The 18,884-nt window shown below is 64.0% G+C and carries 11 protein-coding genes; 9 read left to right on the top strand and 2 right to left on the bottom strand.

Annotation, left to right across the window (positions count from 1 at the left end; translation table 11 throughout):
* Positions 1-36: 36 nt before the first annotated feature.
* From AC3A5O_RS02305 to AC3A5O_RS02275, 7 genes are all read left to right on the top strand, one after another.
* Positions 37-525 (top strand): cell division protein, encoded by a 489-nt coding sequence (locus AC3A5O_RS02305; protein WP_487752817.1) that lies wholly within the window; start codon positions 37-39, stop codon positions 523-525.
* A complete protein-coding gene (locus tag AC3A5O_RS02300; protein WP_487752816.1) occupies positions 518-1,960 on the top strand; it encodes a TIGR01777 family oxidoreductase in 1,443 nt (480 codons plus the stop codon). The genes AC3A5O_RS02305 and AC3A5O_RS02300 overlap by 8 nt, the downstream gene beginning before the upstream one ends.
* Positions 1,961-1,969: 9 nt before the next feature.
* Positions 1,970-4,405: an alpha/beta hydrolase gene (locus AC3A5O_RS02295; protein WP_487752815.1), complete on the top strand. Its 2,436-nt coding sequence runs from the start codon at positions 1,970-1,972 to the stop codon at positions 4,403-4,405.
* 262 nt (positions 4,406-4,667) lie between these two features.
* Positions 4,668-5,444 carry an efflux RND transporter periplasmic adaptor subunit gene (locus tag AC3A5O_RS02290; RefSeq protein ID WP_122565132.1) on the top strand — a complete coding sequence of 259 codons (777 nt, stop codon included), beginning with the start codon at positions 4,668-4,670 and terminating at the stop codon, positions 5,442-5,444.
* Positions 5,441-6,760 (top strand): efflux RND transporter periplasmic adaptor subunit, encoded by a 1,320-nt coding sequence (locus AC3A5O_RS02285; RefSeq protein ID WP_122565133.1) that lies wholly within the window; start codon positions 5,441-5,443, stop codon positions 6,758-6,760. Before AC3A5O_RS02290 ends, AC3A5O_RS02285 begins: the two co-directional genes overlap by 4 nt.
* A gap of 1 nt (position 6,761) precedes the next feature.
* Positions 6,762-8,858, top strand: coding sequence for a site-2 protease family protein (locus AC3A5O_RS02280; protein ID WP_122565134.1), 2,097 nt, complete (start codon positions 6,762-6,764; stop codon positions 8,856-8,858).
* A 15-nt stretch (positions 8,859-8,873) separates the two neighbouring features.
* Positions 8,874-9,365, top strand: coding sequence for a GNAT family N-acetyltransferase (locus tag AC3A5O_RS02275; protein ID WP_122565135.1), 492 nt, complete (start codon positions 8,874-8,876; stop codon positions 9,363-9,365).
* Positions 9,366-9,484: 119 nt separating this feature from the next.
* Here AC3A5O_RS02275 and AC3A5O_RS02270 read toward each other — a convergent pair whose 3' ends face one another.
* Positions 9,485-9,796: a DUF6916 family protein gene (locus AC3A5O_RS02270; protein ID WP_122565136.1), complete on the bottom strand. Its 312-nt coding sequence runs from the start codon at positions 9,794-9,796 to the stop codon at positions 9,485-9,487.
* 46 nt (positions 9,797-9,842) lie between these two features.
* A complete protein-coding gene (locus AC3A5O_RS02265) occupies positions 9,843-10,430 on the bottom strand; it encodes a phage tail protein (protein WP_305469156.1) in 588 nt (195 codons plus the stop codon).
* A 301-nt stretch (positions 10,431-10,731) separates the two neighbouring features.
* Here AC3A5O_RS02265 and AC3A5O_RS02260 point away from each other — a divergent pair, with 301 nt between their 5' ends.
* Both AC3A5O_RS02260 and AC3A5O_RS02255 read left to right on the top strand, forming a co-directional pair.
* On the top strand, positions 10,732-11,577 hold the full coding sequence (locus tag AC3A5O_RS02260; protein WP_305482397.1) for a sulfotransferase family protein: 846 nt from the start codon (positions 10,732-10,734) through the stop codon (positions 11,575-11,577).
* Between the two features lie 51 nt (positions 11,578-11,628).
* On the top strand, positions 11,629-18,858 hold the full coding sequence (locus tag AC3A5O_RS02255) for an Ig-like domain-containing protein (RefSeq protein ID WP_487752814.1): 7,230 nt from the start codon (positions 11,629-11,631) through the stop codon (positions 18,856-18,858).
* The last annotated feature ends 26 nt before the right edge of the window (positions 18,859-18,884 follow it).

Genomic DNA, 18,884 nt, shown 5'->3' with positions numbered 1-18,884 from the left:
GACTGGCCGCCCTCAAGCAAGCCTTCAGGACATGGAATGCCAACCCCTAACCGCACCCTTCGCAACGCCCTGGTCATTTGGTTGTACGCGGCGGCCCTGATGCACCTGCTCGCCGGCCTCACGCTGACCTGGGCCGGTCACTCCGGCTTGCTCGACGCTTATCTGAACACCATCGAGCAGGCGTTCTGGGGCGCCAATGTCGTGCCCGCTACGGCCCGCACGCAACAAGTCTGGTGGCTGGCCTTGTTCGGCGCCACGTTGCAGAGCTATGCGTTGTACATGCTCGCCCTCGTCCATATCGGCAATCGATTGAAAAGCGCCATGCCTTGGGGCTGGATAATCGCCGGCATCCTGCTGTGGGCGCCCCAGGACATGCTGATTTCCGCCCAGGCCCAGGTCTGGTCACACCTGTGGTTCGACAGCATCGCCCTGCTCGTTTTATTACCGCCGCTGTTCTGGCTCTATCGCCATGACCGCCATACCTCCCTGACTGACAACGCGTCGAGTGATTCAAACCATGGCTGATTTTTCACTGCTGGACTGGGCCATCACGTTGTTGATTGCCCAGGCAATCCTTGGTGCGCTGGATACCCTCTATCACCACGAACTCACCGTCGCCTTGCCCTACCGCCACAGTGCGCGGCTGGAGTTGTCGATCCATGCCTTGCGCTCGTGCTTCTACGGGATTCTGTTCCTCGGCATGGCGCATTTGGCCTTTGAGGGGACGTGGGCGATTGTCATCGCGCTGCTGTTCGCCTTGGAGATCGGCCTGACGCTGTGGGACTTTGTGGTCGAGGACCGCAGCCGCAAACTGCCGGCCATCGAACGCATCATGCACACGGTGCTGGCGGTCAACGGCGGGGCCTTCTTCGCGCTGTACGGCGTGCAACTGGCGCAGTGGGCGAGTCTGCCCACTGGCCTGAGCGGGATCGACCTGGGTTGGCGCGGCTGGCTGCTGACCTTGTTCGCCATCGGCGTCACGGCCTCGGGGATCCGCGACGGCTTGGCAGCCTTGCGCATGCAGCGCGCGGGCAAGCCCGCCAACCCGTTTGCCGGTGGCGCCTACAAACGTGTGCTGGTCACGGGGGGCACCGGGTTTATCGGCGAGACGCTGGTCAATCAACTGCTCGACGCCGGGCACACGGTCAGCGTGCTGGCCCGTGACCCGTTGAAAGCGGCGTATCTGTTTGACGGCCGCGCGCGCTGCCTGCGTTCGCTAGGCAAGCTGGGGCATGAGGAAACCTTCGATGTGCTGATCAACCTGGCGGGCGCGCCAGTGGCCGGGCCGCGCTGGAGCCCCAAGCGCCAGGCGCAGCTCATTGCCAGCCGGGTCAACACCACCGAGGCCTTGATGGCCTGGTTGAAAAACGCCCGGCACAAACCGGCGTTGTGGATACAGGCCTCGGCTGTCGGTTTTTACGGCGTGCGCGATGCCAGCGAAAGCCTCGATGAAAGCGCCACCCGAGGCGATGGCTTCATGGCCGAACTCTGCGCGCGCTGGGAAGCCTCGGCGTTGCCCGCCACCGAGCTGGGCGTGCGCCAGCTGGTGATGCGCCTGGGCGTGGTGTTCGGGCCGGGCGGCGCATTGTTGCCGCTGCTGATTCCGTTTCGCCTGGGGTTCGGCGGGCGGATGGGCGATGGTCGGCAAATCATGAGTTGGGTGCACCGCGACGACGTGATTGCCGTCGTCGCCCGCGCTTTCGATGACGAACGCTTGAGCGGCACCTATAACCTGGTGGCGCCAGAAACCGTCAGTCAGGCGCTGTTCGCCGAAAGCGTCGGCAAGGTGCTCAAGCGTTCGGTGTGGTTCCACATTCCTGCCGCGCCGGTGCGTGCCTTGGCAGGTGAGATGGCCCAGCTGTTTTTCGACGGCCAACGCGTGGTGCCCAATCGTCTGGTCGAGGCCGGCTATACGTTCCGTTATCCGACGCTCGACGCTGCCCTGCGCGACCTGGCCTGAGGACCGCCCATGAGTAAGCCCCGGATGTACCTGCTGGCTGGCAACGGCAGCGCCGCCGATTGGTGGGACGACGCCTTGCCGCACTTTCAACACTATGACGTGGTGCCGCTGGAGCTGCCCGGCTTCGGCAACAACCCCCAAGCTCCTTGCGAGGACCTGGCGGCCTATGCCCAGGCGTTGTTGGCGGTCACGGACAAGGGCAGCGCGATCATGGCGGTCGGGGTCAACGCCTTGCTGGTGCTGCACGCCTTGCAACGTCAGCCGGGGCACTTTTGCCGCAGTGTGTTGCTGGCGCCGGTGGGCGCATTTTTGTGGCAGCGGCGACTGCCGGCATTGATGTCGCCGCTGCCGATTCGCAAGACCATTCATTGGCTGCTGGCGAACAAACCAACGTTGTTTGCCCACAAGTTTTCCAGCCAGGCCTGGACGCCCGCGCAGTACCAGCGCATGGGCGCCGGCTATGCCCGCTGCCGCGCCTTTGTGCCGCACTGGGACCTGGTGCGTGCCGACACCGCGTTGCCGTTGCTGGAGTGGATCAGCGACCCGGTCGAACTGGTGTGGGGCGATCAGGACAAGGTGTTGGGTGTCGCGCAGGCGGCGGCCTGGTCGGCCATTCTCGCCCGCGCCGATTTGACCATCAGCCTGAAACCCGGCTGGGGACACTATCCATGGATTGACGCACCGGCCGAGTTCGCGGCGTGGCTGGAGTCCGGCGAGCGTGGCTTCGTTGCGCATACCAAGGGCGGGCGCTTGCGCCTGGCGGCACTGGCCGGGCAGCCGGTGCCTGCGGCGTTGTCGCTCAACGATTGCGATGATCCGCGCTTGCCGAGCTTTCTGAAGAGCCAGCCGGACGCTCTCTGGGCCGTGCGTTCCTCCAGTTATGGCGAGGATCAGGCCGATGCGGCCAATGCGGGCTTGAGTACCACGTTCCTGCGTGAGCCGACCGGCAACGTACCGGCGCGCATTGCCGAGTTGAGCGCGACGGGTGTTGAGGAAGTGGTGGTGCAGCGTTTCGTCACGCCACGGCTGTCCGGGATCGCCTTTGTGCGTCACCTGTCAGTCGAACTGGAGTGGGTCGAAGGGCATCTGGAGTCGTTGGCCGATGGCAAGGTGAGCCCCGAGCGGGCGATCATTTCCCGTCTCGGCGCGTCATGGAACAGCGGTGCATTCAAGCCAGCCCATGGCTTGACCGCCGAGGCGCTGTGGCGGTTTCTCCAAGGCGTACTGCGGGTCTTTCACTATGTGCCCGGCGACGTCGAATGGGCCTGGGACGGCACGCAACTCTGGCTGCTGCAATACCGGCCGATCAGCGACTACGGCTGGCGCCGGCACCTGACCGCCGCCAACATCGCCGAGATCCTGCCGCCGCAACCCAGTGTTCTGGTGGAGTACGCCCAGCGCCGTGCGGCGGCAAGCATTCCGGCGATCATGGCCCGTTGGGATTCACGGGTGCTGCAGGATAACGAGCCTTTCACGGCGGTGTTTGGCGGCGCTTCGTACATCAACAACGATCTGTTTCTCGCGCGATTGGCCGACTGGGGCATCAGCGCCAGCAGCTACGCCGGTGAGGTCGGTGGCGCCACCCCGCATCTACCTTGGCGGCCCCTGCGCCTGGTGCGTTCGCTGCCGTTGTTCCTGCGCATGCAGCGCATTGCGCGGGGTCATTTGCTAACACTGGAAAACGGTTTGCGACGCTTCGATAGGGAGCTGCATGAACTGACCGCACAAGGCGCTGGCGGCCAGCAATTGGCTGACTGGTTCACCCGGTTCTATGTGTTCGTGGTGCAGGGCAACCTGTGCATCGCGACCGCGTTGGCCAGCAGCGGCGGCGATCTGCTGGGGCGGCCTCCAACCGCCTATGACGACCTTGAACACAGCCCTCATCGCCTGCCGTGGGAAACCGACCCGGCGACGCCACGCCCGGCGCCGACCGAGTTGCCGTTGCAGGCATTCCCTCAATGGCCGTTGGCGATTCGCCTGGCCCATGGCGCCGGTCTGCCGGGGTTGCGCGGTTACTACCTGCAAGTGCGCGAATGGTATCGCGACAACCTGATGCGGATTTTCTTTCGCCTGCACCACGCCATGCCGACGGGGGACCGGGCACAGTGGTTCGCGCCGCACCCGGACATTCGCAGCCGTGACGGCAGTTTCTGGCAGGACGGTCGTGAAGGCACCGAGCAGGCGAGCGGGTTCCTGATCTATCCGGGTCAGGCCCAAGGCATTTTGGGCGAGGACATCCTGCTGGAAGACACCTTGGACCCTGGCCGCCACGCCCACTATCAAAGCGCCCGGGCGGTGATTGCACGCATGGGTGGGCGTTTGTCCCACGGCTCGACGCTATTGCGTGAACTGCGCAAACCCTCGGCGGTATTGCCTCAGGTCGATGTGGCTTGGTTGGGGCGTGAGGTGGTGTATTGCGATGGTGAGTTGACGTTGGTGGAGTAGGCCTGCGCGATGATCCGTCGATCACAGAACCTGTGGCGAGGGGATTTATCCCCGCTGGGTTGCGAAGCAGCCCTGAAAGCAGTCACTCGGTGTGTCGGGCTTCGGGTCTTCAGCCATTTGGGTCTGTTGCGCAGCCCAGCGGGGATAAATCCCCTCGCCACAGAGCGTGTATGACCAGCAGATTTCATACCTCTCACCGCTACTCCCTTGACGCCCCCCACCGCTGTCGTAGACTCCGCCCATCCGTCAGGGAGTAACGGTCATGCGGCGTTTGAGTAGTTGGGTTGTGGGATTGGCCTTCATCACGTGCGGAGTTCAGGCGCAAACGCCGGCTTCCGACGATCCGTTGCTGGAGAGCAACATCTCGGCCAATGCCTCGGGCAGCGAGGCGCGTGGGGTGCTTCGGGCGCGGGATCAGGCCGTGCTGGCCAGTGAGTTGGCAGGGCGGATTGTCGAGTTGCCGTTCAGTGAGGGCGAGTCGTTCAAGAAGGGCGACACCCTGGCGCGTTTCGATTGTTCGGCCTATCAGGCCCAGCTCAATGCGGCCCAGGCGGCCAGCCGTGGTGCCAGTGAAGAGCTGGCCCATAACCGGCAGTTGGCGGCGTTGAAATCCGTTGGGCGTTTCGAGGTGTCGCGGGCCGAGGCGCGGCTCAGCGAAGCCCAGGCGCAGTCCCAGGTGTATCAGGTTCAGGTCAAGCGCTGCAGCGTGATCGCCCCGTTCGACGGGCAGGTGGTGGCGCGCAAGGTCCAGCGTTATGAAAGCGTGGCGGCCGGCGCGCCGTTGCTGGACGTGGTCGACAACCGCACCCTGGAGATTCACCTGCTGGTGCCCTCACGCTGGATGGACAGGCTCAAGCCCGGCCAGCCCTTTACCTTCGTCCCCGATGAAACCGGCAAGCCGTTGCAAGCGACGGTCAAGCGCCTGGGGGCGCGCATCGACGAGGGTAGCCAGACCCTGCTGCTGGTGGCGAGCGTGCCGGATGCCTCTGGCTTGTTGTCCGGCATGAGCGGCACGGCGCGTTTTTCGGAGTCGAAGTGAACGCGCCGATAACGGGTAACGCCGAGCAGGTGTTTGCCCGCTTCCTCGACCTTGAACGCCAGACGCGGGCCGCGCGTACGCCGGCGCAATTGAGCTATAGCCTGGTCAACGACGGCCAGGCCTTGTTCGGGTTTCGCCACGCTGCGTTGTTGATTGCTGGCAAGGTCCAGGCCGTGACCGGCGTCAGTACCGTGGAGCCGAATGCGCCGTTCGTGGCGTTTGTCGAGCAGGCGGTGGCGCAACTGTTCAAGCAGGGCCTGTTGAATCAAGCTCGGGTGATTGCCGCCGATCTTGTGAGCGAATCCATCCGGGCAGACTGGCGCAGCCTGTCGGCCGGGCAGGTGTTCTGGCTGCCGCTGATCGATCATCAGAGCCAGGTGTTCGGCGGGTTGTGGTTGGCCCGCGACCTGCCATGGACCCCGCCCGAACAAGTGCTGCTGTCGCAATTGGGCGACACCTACAGCCACGCCTGGCTGGCGCTGCAACCGCGCAAGCCGTGGCGCCTGCGCTGGACGCGCAAGCGCCAGGTCGCCCTGGTGGCGGTGTTGCTGCTGGGCTTGCTGATCCCTGTGCGCCAGTCCGTATTGGCCCCGGCCGAAGTGGTGCCGTTGGGCGGGCAGGTGGTGGCGGCACCGTTGGATGGGGTGATCGCCGAGTTCCTGGTCAAGCCCAACCAGGCCGTCAAGAACGGCGACCTGCTGCTGCGTTTCGAAAGCACCAGCCTCAAGGCCCAGGCCGATGTGGCCGAGCGGGCGTTGGGCGTGGCCGAGGCCGAACTCAAGGCGAATTCCCAGCGCTCGTTTGCCGACGCTGAATCCAGTTCGAAGATCGATTTGCTGGCCGCCCGCGTCGAACAGAAACGCGCCGAGCGCAACTACGCGCTTGAACTGCTCAAGCGCAGCGAAGTACGCGCCGAGCGGGACGGCATCGCAGTGTTCGCCGACGCCGAGCGCTGGCTCGGCAAGCCGGTACAGACCGGCGAACGATTGATGGAAATCGCCGATCCGAACCAGGCCGAGTTGCGCATTGAATTGGCGGTGGGCGACGCGATTGCCTTGGAGCCTGGCGCGCAGGTGGCGTTGTTTCTAGACAGCGACCCGTTGCAGCGCCACCTGGCCTGGCTCGAGCGCTCGGCCTATGAAGCGCAGCCTACCGCCGCCGGGCAACTGGCGTATCGGTTGGATGCGCGTTTCGATGCCACGGCGCCGCGCATTGGCCTGCGGGGCACGGCGAAGGTCTTCGGCGACCGCGCGCCGCTGGCGTTGTACTTGTTGCGTCGGCCCCTGGCCGGGCTGCGCCAGAGCGTCGGCCTGTAGCATGGACCTGCCGAGCCTGCGGCCGGACCTGCAATTGTCCCCAGCGGCACCGGACCCGGACGGTTCACCGCAGTGGACCTTGGCCGATCCGGTGCGCGGGCGCTATTTCAAGCTTGGCGCGGCGGCGATGCGCATGTTGCGGCATTGGTCCCTGGGCGATCCGGAACAGGTGCTGCAGGCCGCGAACCGTGAGCCGGGCCTGCCACTCAACGGTGAATCGCTGGAGCAACTGCTGGGCTTCTTGCGCGGCCATGATCTGATCAGCGCGATGGACCCGCAACAGCGCGACAGTTACCTCTTCAAGACCGCCGCACAGCGCCAGAGCCTGTGGCAGATCCTGCTGCATCAATACCTGTTTTTTCGCATTCCGCTGTGGCGCCCGGACGCCTTTCTCAACCGGGCCTGGCCCTGGTTGGCGCGGTTCGGCCCCAGGATTCTGCGCTATGGCCTGCCGCTGACCCTGGGCCTCGGCATCTTCCTGGTGTCGCGGGACTGGCAGCGCTTCATCGCGACGTTTCCGCACCTGTTCAGCCTGGGCGGTGCGCTGGCGTTCGGGGCGGCGTTGCTCTTCGCCAAGTTGTGCCACGAATTCGGCCATGCCTTCATGGCCAAGCGCGCCGGTTGTCGTGTGCAAAGCATGGGCGTGGCGTTCATGGTGCTGTTGCCGATGTTCTACACCGACGTCAGCGACGCCTGGCGGATCAACGATCGCCGCGCACGGTTGTTGATTGGTGCCGGTGGAGTCCTGGCCGAATTGCTGCTGGCGTGCATCGCGCTGCTGGCCTGGTCGCTGCTGCCCGACGGGCCGGCACGCACCGCGGCGTTCATGCTGGCCAGCGCCACCTGGATCACCACGTTGATCATCAACCTGAACCCCTTCATGCGTTTTGACGGGTATTTCCTGCTCAGCGATTTCTGGGCGGTGGATAACCTTCAGGGGCGTGCGTTCGCCCTGTGCCGCTGGCGCCTGCGCGAAGCCTTGTTCGGTTATGGCGCGGCGGCACCGGAACCCTGGTCGCCGAAGATGCGCCGCCGTTTGCTGGTGTGGGGATACGGCTCCTGGCTGTGGCGGGCGCTGTTGTTTTTCGGGATTGCCCTGGCGGTCTATCACCTGTTCTTCAAGGTGTTGGGCATTTTTCTGATGATGGTGGAATTGGTGTGGTTCATTTTTATGCCCATCGTGAATGAGTGGCGGCAATGGTGGAGCCGCCGTGAGCAAGCCCACGGTGGGCGGATGCTCCTGAGCGGCCTGGTGTTGATGGCGTTGCTGTTGGCGTTGCTGTTGCCCTGGCGCAGCGCGGTGGAAGTACCGGCGATGCTCGAAGCCGGGCGGGCCAGTGCCTTGCATGCGCCGGTGGCGGCACGGGTCAAGCAGGTGAATGTGCGCGACGGCCAGACCGTGGCCCAGGGCGACGTGTTGATCGAGCTGGAGTCTCCAGACATGGCCTCGCGCCTGGCCATCGTGCGCCGGGAAATCCAGATCCAACAGTTGCAGATGCGCCGTCAGGCCGGGCGCAGTGAAACCGCCGCCGATGCCGGCATCATCGAACAGCAACTGGCCGAAGCGGTGGCCGAGTACCGGGGCCTGATGGCCCAGCGTGAACGGCTGTTGTTGCGTGCGCCCCATGCCGGCCAGGTGCGCGACTTGTTGCCGCAACTGTCGGTAGGTCGCTGGCTGTCACCGACCCAGGCGTTGGCGCGGGTGGTGCAGACCGATTCACGCTTGCGCGGGTACCTCACCGAAGCCGAGCTTTGGCGGGTCGAGCCGGGTGCCACGGGGCGGTTCATCGCTGACGATCCGATGCACACGTCGATTGCCGTGCAGTTGAATGAAATCGACACCAACGGCGTGGCCTGGGTCGAACAGCAAGCGTTGACGTCCGACCATCACGGGCCGATTGCGGTGCGCCGCGATTCGCAGCAGCGGGCCGAGCCGGTGCAGGCCCAATACGGCGTGCGCCTGAGTGCAGTGGACGACATGTCCGCCCCGGTGCAGCCGCTGCGTGGCGTGGCGGTGTTGCAGGGCAAGGGCGAGTCGGTGTTGGGAGCGGCCTGGCGGCGGTTGGCGGCGCTGGGTGTCAGGGAAAGCGGGTTCTAGTTCTAGGGAGCGAGCATGGATTCAGTGGCGGCAGAGGGATTGGTGGTGCGTCCATCGCGGGTCAGCGATGGGCCGTTCTTGCAGGGCCTTTACCAGGCGGCACGGCCGGATCTGCAATGGATCGACGGCGAGCACGAGCAAGTGCAGCAGGTGATTGCCCAGCAGTTCCAGGTGCAGGAGCAAGGGCTGGGCGAGAACTTTCCCAACGCCATGCATTACGTCGTGGAAAAACTCGGCACCGCGATCGGCGCGTTGAGCACGGATTTCGGGCCCAATGAAATCCGCGTGCTGTATCTGGCCTTCATCCCCCAGGCCCGAGGGCAGGGCTATGGCCGGGCGGTGTTGCAAGGGGTACAGAAAGCCGCGCAACAGATCCGTTGCCCGGTGGCGACCGTGGTCTGGGCCAGCAACCCCCATGCACGCCGGCACTACCTGGCGCTGGGTTTCGAGGTGCAGGAAAGCAACCCGGCGGCGGAGCGGCTGGTCTGGTATCCGAAAGGCAACTGAGTGATCCCTCTGTGGGAGCGAGCTTGCTCGCGATGGCGTCAGCCCGGACCACAGGTTCCCGGGTGGATGGAGGATTGCCATCGCGAGCAAGCTCGCTCCCACAAGGGCCTCATCAGTCTTTAGTTGAATGCGATGTAGAAATACCCCAGCGCCGGATCCCGTCCCATGGGCGGTATCCGCGACACGAACACCCCCTCGAGCTTGCCCAGTTCCGGCACTTCCAACCCACAGAGCCCATCCACGAACGCGGTGCTTTCCAGGCTGTTGAATTCCACGCTGAAGGGCATGCGTTCGGTGTTTGGCAGCTTTGACCGAGGTGTTTCTTCAAGGGTTTCGAAACGCACCGGCAGGCGGCTGCCGTCGGGCAGGGTCAGGCTGCCGGTCTGGCCCAGCAGCGGTTGGAAATGGCGGCTATGAACCTGTTGCAGCATGTCGACACTCCAAAAGGCCGGAGGACCGCAGCCCTCCGGCGGTTCATCAGTTGCGGGATGGGAAATAGCCTTGAAGGGCGATGCTGAAGTTGATCGCCAGGAACGGGTTCATGATCGCCATCGGCATGCCGCCGCCCGTGGGGGAGACCGTGCCGTTGACGGTGGTGGTGACGCCTTGCAACGACACCGGCGAGGCGCCTATCTGGTCGGAATAGATATTCGCCGCGCCCGGCCCGGTGCCCGAGGTGCCGATGAACGAGTTGGTGGCGGTCGGCGTATTCACCGGGTTGCTGGCCGGGTTGGCCAACTGCAGGGTGGTCGAGGCGGTGATGCCGGTGAGGGCGTGGGTGTGGTTGGGCAGGTTGTTGAGCGTTGCCGTGACGTTTTCGGTGCCGGAGATTTCTCCGATGACACGCTGGGTCAGGCCCAGGCCATTGCCTTGGCCCAAGGGCAGGCGACCTTGCAGGTTGGGCAGCATGAAGGTGGTCTGGCCATTGCCTCCGTACGTTATGCCGATCAGGGCGAACAGGGTCTGGTATTGGGAAAGGGAAAGCGTCTGCCCGTTGCACAACGCCCAATTACTGGGTGCAAAGCTAAAGGCGAATGACTGGATAGTGCCGATGAATACTTCCATAGATTCCTCATCCTTCAGGTGATTGGTCTTGCAGTGCCCGGACGTGAAGGACAAGAGTGCGATCAGCCCGACTCCTTTATTCCCTGGCCTGGTCACGCACGGCTGAGCGTAGACCGGGATTTTTGATTTTGCCGAGCGAGACGGGAGGAAAAATATCGCGAATCGGCTTAATCGATTCAGGTTCGCATGGCACCTATACCGTCCATCTTTTTTACGGATTTGGATGGATTTGATATCAAAGTACTACTAGTCGCCGATTATTTCCTCGGCTACGCTTGCGTACAAAAGGACTACAAACAAGGTGAATGGATTGCCGCAGTTTCACTTTATCTCCGGTTTACCGCGCTCGGGCTCGACCCTGCTTTCTGCCATTTTGCTGCAGAACCCGCGCTTCCATGCCGGCATGACCAGCCCCGTCGGTTCGCTGTTCAGCAGCGTCCTGCAGCAGTGCAGTGCCGGCAGTGAGTTCGGCTCGGTGATCGACACCGACCTGCGTCGCCGCCTGCTGCGCGGCCTCTTCGATTCCTACTACGCCGACAAAGCCGATAAACCGGTCATCTTCGACACCAACCGCCAATGGTGCGCGCGCCTGCCTGCCCTGCAGGACCTGTTCCCCCAAGCCAAGACCATCGCTTGCGTGCGCAACGTGGCCTGGGTGCTCGACAGCCTGGAGCGGCTCTATCGTGCCAACCCGTTCGAGAACACCAAGCTGTTCAATGACGATGATGAGCGCAATACCGTCTACAGCCGCTGTGAAACCCTGGCCCAGCGCAACCGCCTGGTGGGGTTCGCCTGGACGGCGCTCAAAGAGGCCTATTACGGTGAGAACGCCGAGTCGCTGCTGATCGTTGATTACGATTTGTTGAGCCAGGCCCCGGAGCGGGTGATGCGTCTGGTGTACGAATTCATCGGCGAGCCCTGGTTCGAACATGACTTCAATCACTTGACCTATGACGCCCCGGCCTTCGACCAGGCCCTGGGCGTTGCCGGCTTGCACAAGGTCAAGCCCAAGGTCGCGCCGCAAGCCCGGCGGACCCTGCTGCCGCCGGATCTGTTTGAAAAATATGCCGAGTTGTCGTTCTGGCGCGATGGGTCCGCAAGCGCCGCCAATGTCATTCGTATGAAAACCGACGCCGCGGTCAGCTGACTCGCGGTTTTTTCATTTGCGTGTTTAAAAGTTCGAGTCCAGGTGATCGTCATGTGGTGGAGCAAAGGCAAATCGCGGGTAACCGAGGGCACACAGGCCCTGGCATCGCCAATGATCATGTCCCTGGAGCCGCGAATGCTGTTCGACGGCGCGGTGGCCGCAACCGTGGCCGATGCCGCGCAACCGGATGCCCAGCCGTCTGCCGAGGCGGCCAAGACGCCCACGGCGGACCAGCCGACCGACACGCATGCGCCCCAGGGCCAAGTCGATGCCACCCAGGCTGCCGTGCCGGGCAAGGCCGTGGTGTTTGTCGATTCCCGGGTCAAGGATTCCGCCAATCTGCTCGAAGGCGTGGCGCCTGGTACCCAGGTGGTGCAACTGGATGCGAACAAGGACGGCTTGCAGCAGATCGCCGATTACCTGGACACCCACCAGGGCATCAGTTCGGTGCAGATCATCGCCCACGGTAACGCCGGCGATCTGTGGTTGGGCAACAGCTACCTGTCGGCGGACAACGTCCAGGCCCGCAGTGAAGTGCTGGCGCAGATCGGCCAGGACATGAACGCCGGCGGCGATATCCTGATCTATGGCTGCTACACCGCCGAAGGCGAGCGCGGCCTGAGCCTGGTCGATTCATTGGCGCAGTTGACTGGCCGCGACGTGGCGGCGTCCACCGACCGCACCGGCCTGGGCGGCGACTGGGACCTGGAAATCGCCACCGGCAACATCGAAAGTGCCAACGTGCTCTCGGCCACTGCCATGAGCGAGTACCAATGGGGCCTGGCTACCTGGACCGCTACCAACAACCTCAATTCGGGTATCGGTTCCTTGCGCGCCGCCCTGGACTCGGCGCAGAACGGCGACATTGTCACCTTCAATACCAGCATGACCGTCGCGCTGACCCAGGTGTTGGACGTCAATAGAAACGTCACCATCGATGGTGATCTCAACAACGATAACGTCGCCGATGTCACCCTCGACGGGCAATATCGCACCCAGATCATCAACGTGACGGCCGGCACCACCGCTACCCTCGATGGTCTGGTGATTACTCGCGGCATGGTGGCGGGTAACGGCGGTAATGGCGGCGACGATGCGCTGGTGTCAAAGGGGGGCGGGATCTATAACGCCGGCACCTTGACCCTGAGGAACGTCACCGTCACCGCGAACGCCGCTTCGGGTGGTGGTGGCGGTGGTGGTGTCACGCCGCAATACGCCGGTGGCGGTGGTGGCGGCGGTGGTGCGATCACTGGCGGTACCGGCGGCAAGGGCGGCGACACCCTCAATGCCACGGGCTCCAACGGCTCGGCCGGCCAAGGCGGCGCCGGGGGTGGCTTCTTCAACATGGGCGGGCGTGGCGGTTCCTCCACCGGCGGGGCTGGCGGTTCCGCATATCCGGGCTACAGCACTGGCTCCGCGGGCGGCACGGCCTCCAGCGGTGGGCTATCCATCGGTGGCGGTGGCGGTGGTGACGGCTATAACGATATTGGCGGCGCCGGTGGCGGAGCAGTCGGTGGTATCTATAACGATACCGGCGCGACCCTGCGAATCATCGGCAACTCGGTCATTTCCAACAACGTCGGTGCAGGTGGCGGCGGTGGTGGCGGTGGTGCCGGTGGTGGCTACAACCACACGGGCGGTGCCGGCGGCGTCGGTGTCGGGGCCATCTGGAACAAAGGCTCGATCCTGATCACCGCCGCCAACTTCGCCGCCCTGGCCGGCAACGTCGGTGGCAGCGGCGTGGGTGGCACCAGTGCGGGTACTGCTGGCGTTTCACCGGCGTCGGTGGCCAACGTCTACGGTGACGGCGGCACCATCAACACCAACTATGTGCCGGACGAGACACCGCCGACCGCGACTGTCGTGGTGGCCAACACCAACCTGAACTCCGGTGGCACGTCGCTGGTGACCATCACCTTCTCCGAGGCCGTGACCGGTCTCACCGCGGCGGACCTGACGGTGCAGAACGGCACCATCGGCGTCTTGACCAGTGGCGACGGCGGCATCACCTGGACCGGTACGTTGACCGCGGCCAGCAACATCGCCGACACCACCAACATCATCACCCTGAACAACACCGGCGTTGCCGACCTGGCCGGCAATGCCGGCGTGGGCACCACCGACTCGAACAATTACATCGTCAACGACACCGTGGCGCCCACGGCGTCCATCGTGGTCAGCGACACCGCCCTCAGGGTCGGTGAAACCTCGGTGGTGACCATCACCTTCAGCGAAGCGGTGAGCGGTTTCACTGCCGCCGACCTGACCGTCGCCAACGGCTCGATCAGCGGCCTGAGTTCCAGCGACGGCGGCATCACCTGGACGGCCACCCTGACGCCGGATGCGGCGATTACCGATACCTCCAATCTCATTGTCCTGAATAACACCGGCGTGGCGGACCTCAACGGCAACGCCGGCGTGGGGACGACCAACTCCAACAACTACGCTATCGACACCCTGCGTCCGACCGCCACGATCATGGTCGCTGATACCGCGTTGAGAGTCGGCGAAACGTCGCTGGTGACCATCACTTTCAACGAAGCGGTGAGCGGTTTCACCACCGCCGACCTGACGGTCGCCAACGGTACGGTCACCGGGCTGAGCAGCAGCGACGGCGGTATCACCTGGACCGGAACGCTGACCCCGAGCGCCAGCGTCAGCGACACCAGCAACCTGATCACACTGGCTAATACCGGTATTGCTGACTTGTCCGGAAACACCGGCACCGGTACCACCGACTCGAACAACTACGCGATCGATACGCTACGCCCGACCGCCACCATCGTGGTGGCCGATACCGCGCTGAACATCGGTGAAACGTCCCTGGTCACGATCACCTTCAGCGAGGCCGTCACGGGCTTCACCTTGGCGGACCTGACCGTTGCCAACGGCTCCTTGAGCGGGTTGAGCAGCAGCGACGGCGGCATCACCTGGACCGCGACGCTCACCCCGAGCGCCAGCATCACCGATGCCACCAACCTGATCATCCTGGCCAATACCGGTGTGACGGACGCGGCCGGTAACACCGGCAGCGGCACCACCAGCTCCAACAACTACGCGGTCGACACCCAGCGTCCGACCGCGACTATCGTCGTGGCCGACAATGCGTTGAGCGTTGGCGAAACTTCGTTGGTGACCATCACCTTCAACGAAGCGGTGACGGGCTTTACCACCGCCGACCTGACGGTCGCCAACGGCACGGTCACTGGCCTGAGCAGCAGCGACGGCGGCATTACCTGGACCGGCACGCTCACGCCAAGTGCCAGCACCAGCGATACCAGCAACCTCATCACCCTGGATAACACCGGCGTGACTGACGCGGCGGGCAACGCCGGCAGCGGCACCACCGACTCCAACAACTACGCCATCGACACCGCGCGCCCAACCGCCACCATCGTGGTCGCCGATACGGCCATCGCCGTGGGCGAAACCTCCGTGGTGACCATTACCTTCAGCGAGGCCGTGACCGGCTTCACCCTGGCCGACCTGACCGTGGCCAACGGCAGCCTGAGCGGCCTGAGCACCAGCGACAACATCACCTACACCGCGACCTTCACCCCGAGCGCCGGTATCTCCGATGCCACCAACCTGATCACGCTCAATAACACGGGCGTGGTGGATGGCGCGGGCAATACCGGCAGCGGTACCACCGATTCCAACAACTACGTCGTCGACACCCTGCGCCCGACCGCCACCATCGTGGTCGCCGATACGGCCCTGAGCGTCGGCGAAACGTCGCTGGTGACCATCACTTTCTCCGAAGCGGTGACAGGTTTCGACAATTCGGACCTGAGTGTCGCCAACGGTACGCTGAGTGCGGTCAGCAGCAGTGATGGCGGCCTCACCTGGACGGCCACGTTCACGCCGGCCCTCGGGGTGACCGACACGTCCAACGTCATCACCCTGAACAACACCGGCGTCAGCGATGCGGCGGGCAACACGGGTACCGGCACCACCAATTCCAACAACTATCAGGTCGATACCAACGTACCGACGGCGACCATCGTGATTGCCGATACCACGCTGAGCATCGGTGAGACCTCGTTGGTCACCGTGACCTTCAACTCGGCGGTCAGCGGGTTCGACAATGCGGACCTGACCGTCAGCAACGGCACGCTCAGTACCATGAGCAGCACCGACGGCGGGGTCACCTGGACGGCCACCTTCACGCCGAGCGCGAGCATTTCCGATACCAGCAACGTGATCACCCTGGACAACACCGGCTTGATCAACGCTTCGGGTAACGCCGGCGTCGGCACCACCGATTCGAACAACTACGTCGTCGACACCGTGCGTCCAACCGCGACCATCGTTGTGGCCGACACCGCCATTGCCGCCGGCGAAACTTCGGTGGTGACCATCACCTTCAGCGAGGCCGTGACCGCGTTCACCAGTGCCGACCTGACGGTCGCCAACGGCGTGATCTCGGGGCTGAGCAGCAGCGACGGCGGCATCACCTGGACCGCGACTTTCACACCGACCGCTGGCATCAGCGACACCAGCAATGTCATCTCGCTCAACAGCGGTGGCATCGTTGACTTGGCGGGCAACGTCAACGTTGGCGCCACCGATTCGAACAACTATGCCATCGACACCGTGCGCCCAACGGCGACCATCGTCATGGCCGACTCCAGCCTCAGTGTCGGCGAAACCTCGTTGGTGACCATCACCTTCAGCGAGGCAGTGACCGGTTTCACCAACGCTGACCTGAGCGTGGCCAACGGCACCCTGAGCGCTGTCAGCAGCAGCGATGGCGGCCTGACCTGGACGGCGACCTTCACGCCGACCCTCGGCGTGCGGGATACGTCCAACCTGATCGTCCTGGACAACACCGGCGTCAGCGATGCGGCGGGTAATACCGGCACCGGCACGACCAATTCGGCCAACTACGCCATCGACACCCAGGTGCCAACGGCGACCATCGTGGTGGCCGATACCGCCCTGAGCATCGGTGAAACCAGCCTGGTGACCATCACCTTCAATGAAGCAGTGAGCGGTTTCGACAACAGCGACCTGACCATCAGCAACGGCACGCTGAGCAACGTGTCGTCCTCCGACGGCGGCGTTACCTGGACGGCCACGTTCACCCCGAGCGCGAGCATTGCCGATACCAGCAACCTGATCACCCTGGACAATACCGGTGTCGTCAACGTCTCGGGCAACGCCGGCGTCGGCAGCACCGATTCGAACAACTATGCCATCGACACCGTGCGCCCAACGGCAACCATCGTCGTCGCCGACACGGCCATTGCCGCGGGCGAGACGTCGCTGGTGACCATCACCTTCAACGAGGCCGTGACCGGCTTCACCGCCGCCGACCTGACCGTCGCCAACGGCACCCTCAGCGGCTTGAGCAGCAGTGACGGCGGCATCACCTGGACCGCGACCTTCACGCCTGCCGCTGGCATCACCGACACCAGCAATGTCATCACCCTCGCCAACGGCGGCGTCGCCGACCTGGCGGGTAACGCCGGTAGCGGCAGCACCGATTCGAACAACTACAGCGTCGACAGCCAGCGTCCGACCGCCACCATCGTGCTGAGCGATTCGGTGTTGAAACCGGGTGAAACCGCCCAGGTGACCATCACCTTCAGCGAAGCGGTGACCGGCTTCAGCAACGCTGACCTGAGCGTGGCCAACGGCACCCTGAGTGCCGTCAGCAGCAGCGATGGCGGCCTGACCTGGACCGCGACCTTCACCCCGACCCAGGGCGTGACCGATGTCACCAACCTGATCACCCTGGACAACACCGGGGTCAGCGACGCGGCCGGCAATACCGGGACAGGCACCACCGATTCGGCCAATTACGCGGTCGAAACGCAGGTCCCGACTGCCACGATCGTGGTGGCCGATAACGCACTCAAGGTGGGGGAAACCTCGCTGGTGACCATTACCTTCTCGGAAGCGGTCAGCGGTTTCGACAACAGCGATCTGACCATCAGCAACGGCACGCTGAGCAACGTTTCTTCTTCCGACGGCGGCGTTACCTGGACGGCCACCTTCACCCCGACGGCCAGCATCACCGACACCAGCAACCTGATCAGCCTGGACACCAGTGGCGTGGTCAACGCCTCGGGCAACAGTGGCGTCGGCGTGGTGAACTCCAACAACTACGCGATCGACACGGTTCGCCCGGGCGCCACCATCACCGTGGGCGACACTTCCCTGGGCATCGGCCAGAGCACCACCGTGACCATCAGCTTCACCGAGGCGGTGTCCGGTTTCGACTTGTCGGACCTCAGTGTCGCCAATGGCGTGTTGTCCAACCTCGCCAGCAGTGACGGCGGCCTGACCTGGACGGCGACCCTGACGCCAACTGCGGGCGTGACCGACGCCACCAACCTGATCCTGCTCGACGCCAGCACCGTGCAGGACCTGGCCGGCAACGCTGGAGTGGGCATCGCGATTTCCGCCAACTACGCACTCGACGCCAACCGGCCGACGGCAACCATCGTGGTTGCCGATCCGAACCTGACGGTGGGCGAGACGACCCAGGTGACCTTCACCTTCAGCGAAGCGGTGACGGATTTTGACCTGTCGGACCTCAGCGTCACCAACGGCGAACTGACCAATCTGACCACCAGCGATGGCGGCAGGACCTGGACGGCCACGTTCACACCAACGGTAAACCTCACCGACCCGAGCAACTTCATCGCCCTGGACACCAGCAACGTCAGCGACCTGACAGGCAACGCCGGGGCCAGCGTGGCGGTGTCCAACAACTATGCGATCGACACCGTGGTGCCCAACGATGTGAAGCCGCCGCCGGAATTCCTGACGTCGGACCCGGTCACGGTTATCCCGCCGTCCGAGGTGCCGTTGCAGCCGATCGTTTTCACACCGCCAACGGGCGACCTTGGCTCGCCGCTGGGCTTCCCTCCACTGTTTGAACAGCGAGATGTGGGCGGTGGTCTTCGGCCGATAGGGGACATTTTCATCAACCGCGGCGAATTGGCGCCGAGCTATATCGCGCAAGTATTCAGCAGCGACGCTGCTGGCGATGGCTCCGGCCAGGGCTTCCTGGGCTTTGGTGGTGGTGATGGCGGGGTGTTTGGCAGCAGCACGGTCTCGGGCCTGTTCAACCGCGACACCGGCTCCGAAAGTGAATCGATGGACGCTTTTGGCAGTCAGTCGATGCAGGGCGGCGATGGCGCCCGCGGGTTGTTCGGCGCACCAACTCTGGGCCAGCAACTGCAACAACTCAAGGACACGGAGCAGCGTCAGGTCAATAGCCTGGCAATGGCTTTACAACAGGTCGGCATCAGCCAAGTGCAGGCCTGAACTCTAAAAAATATTGGGGCAGCCAG

This window comes from Pseudomonas sp. Soil_N_39 (assembly GCF_057655955.1).
The sequence above is the reverse complement of the archived record's forward strand: the minus strand, read 5'-3'. Positions and strand labels throughout refer to the sequence as shown.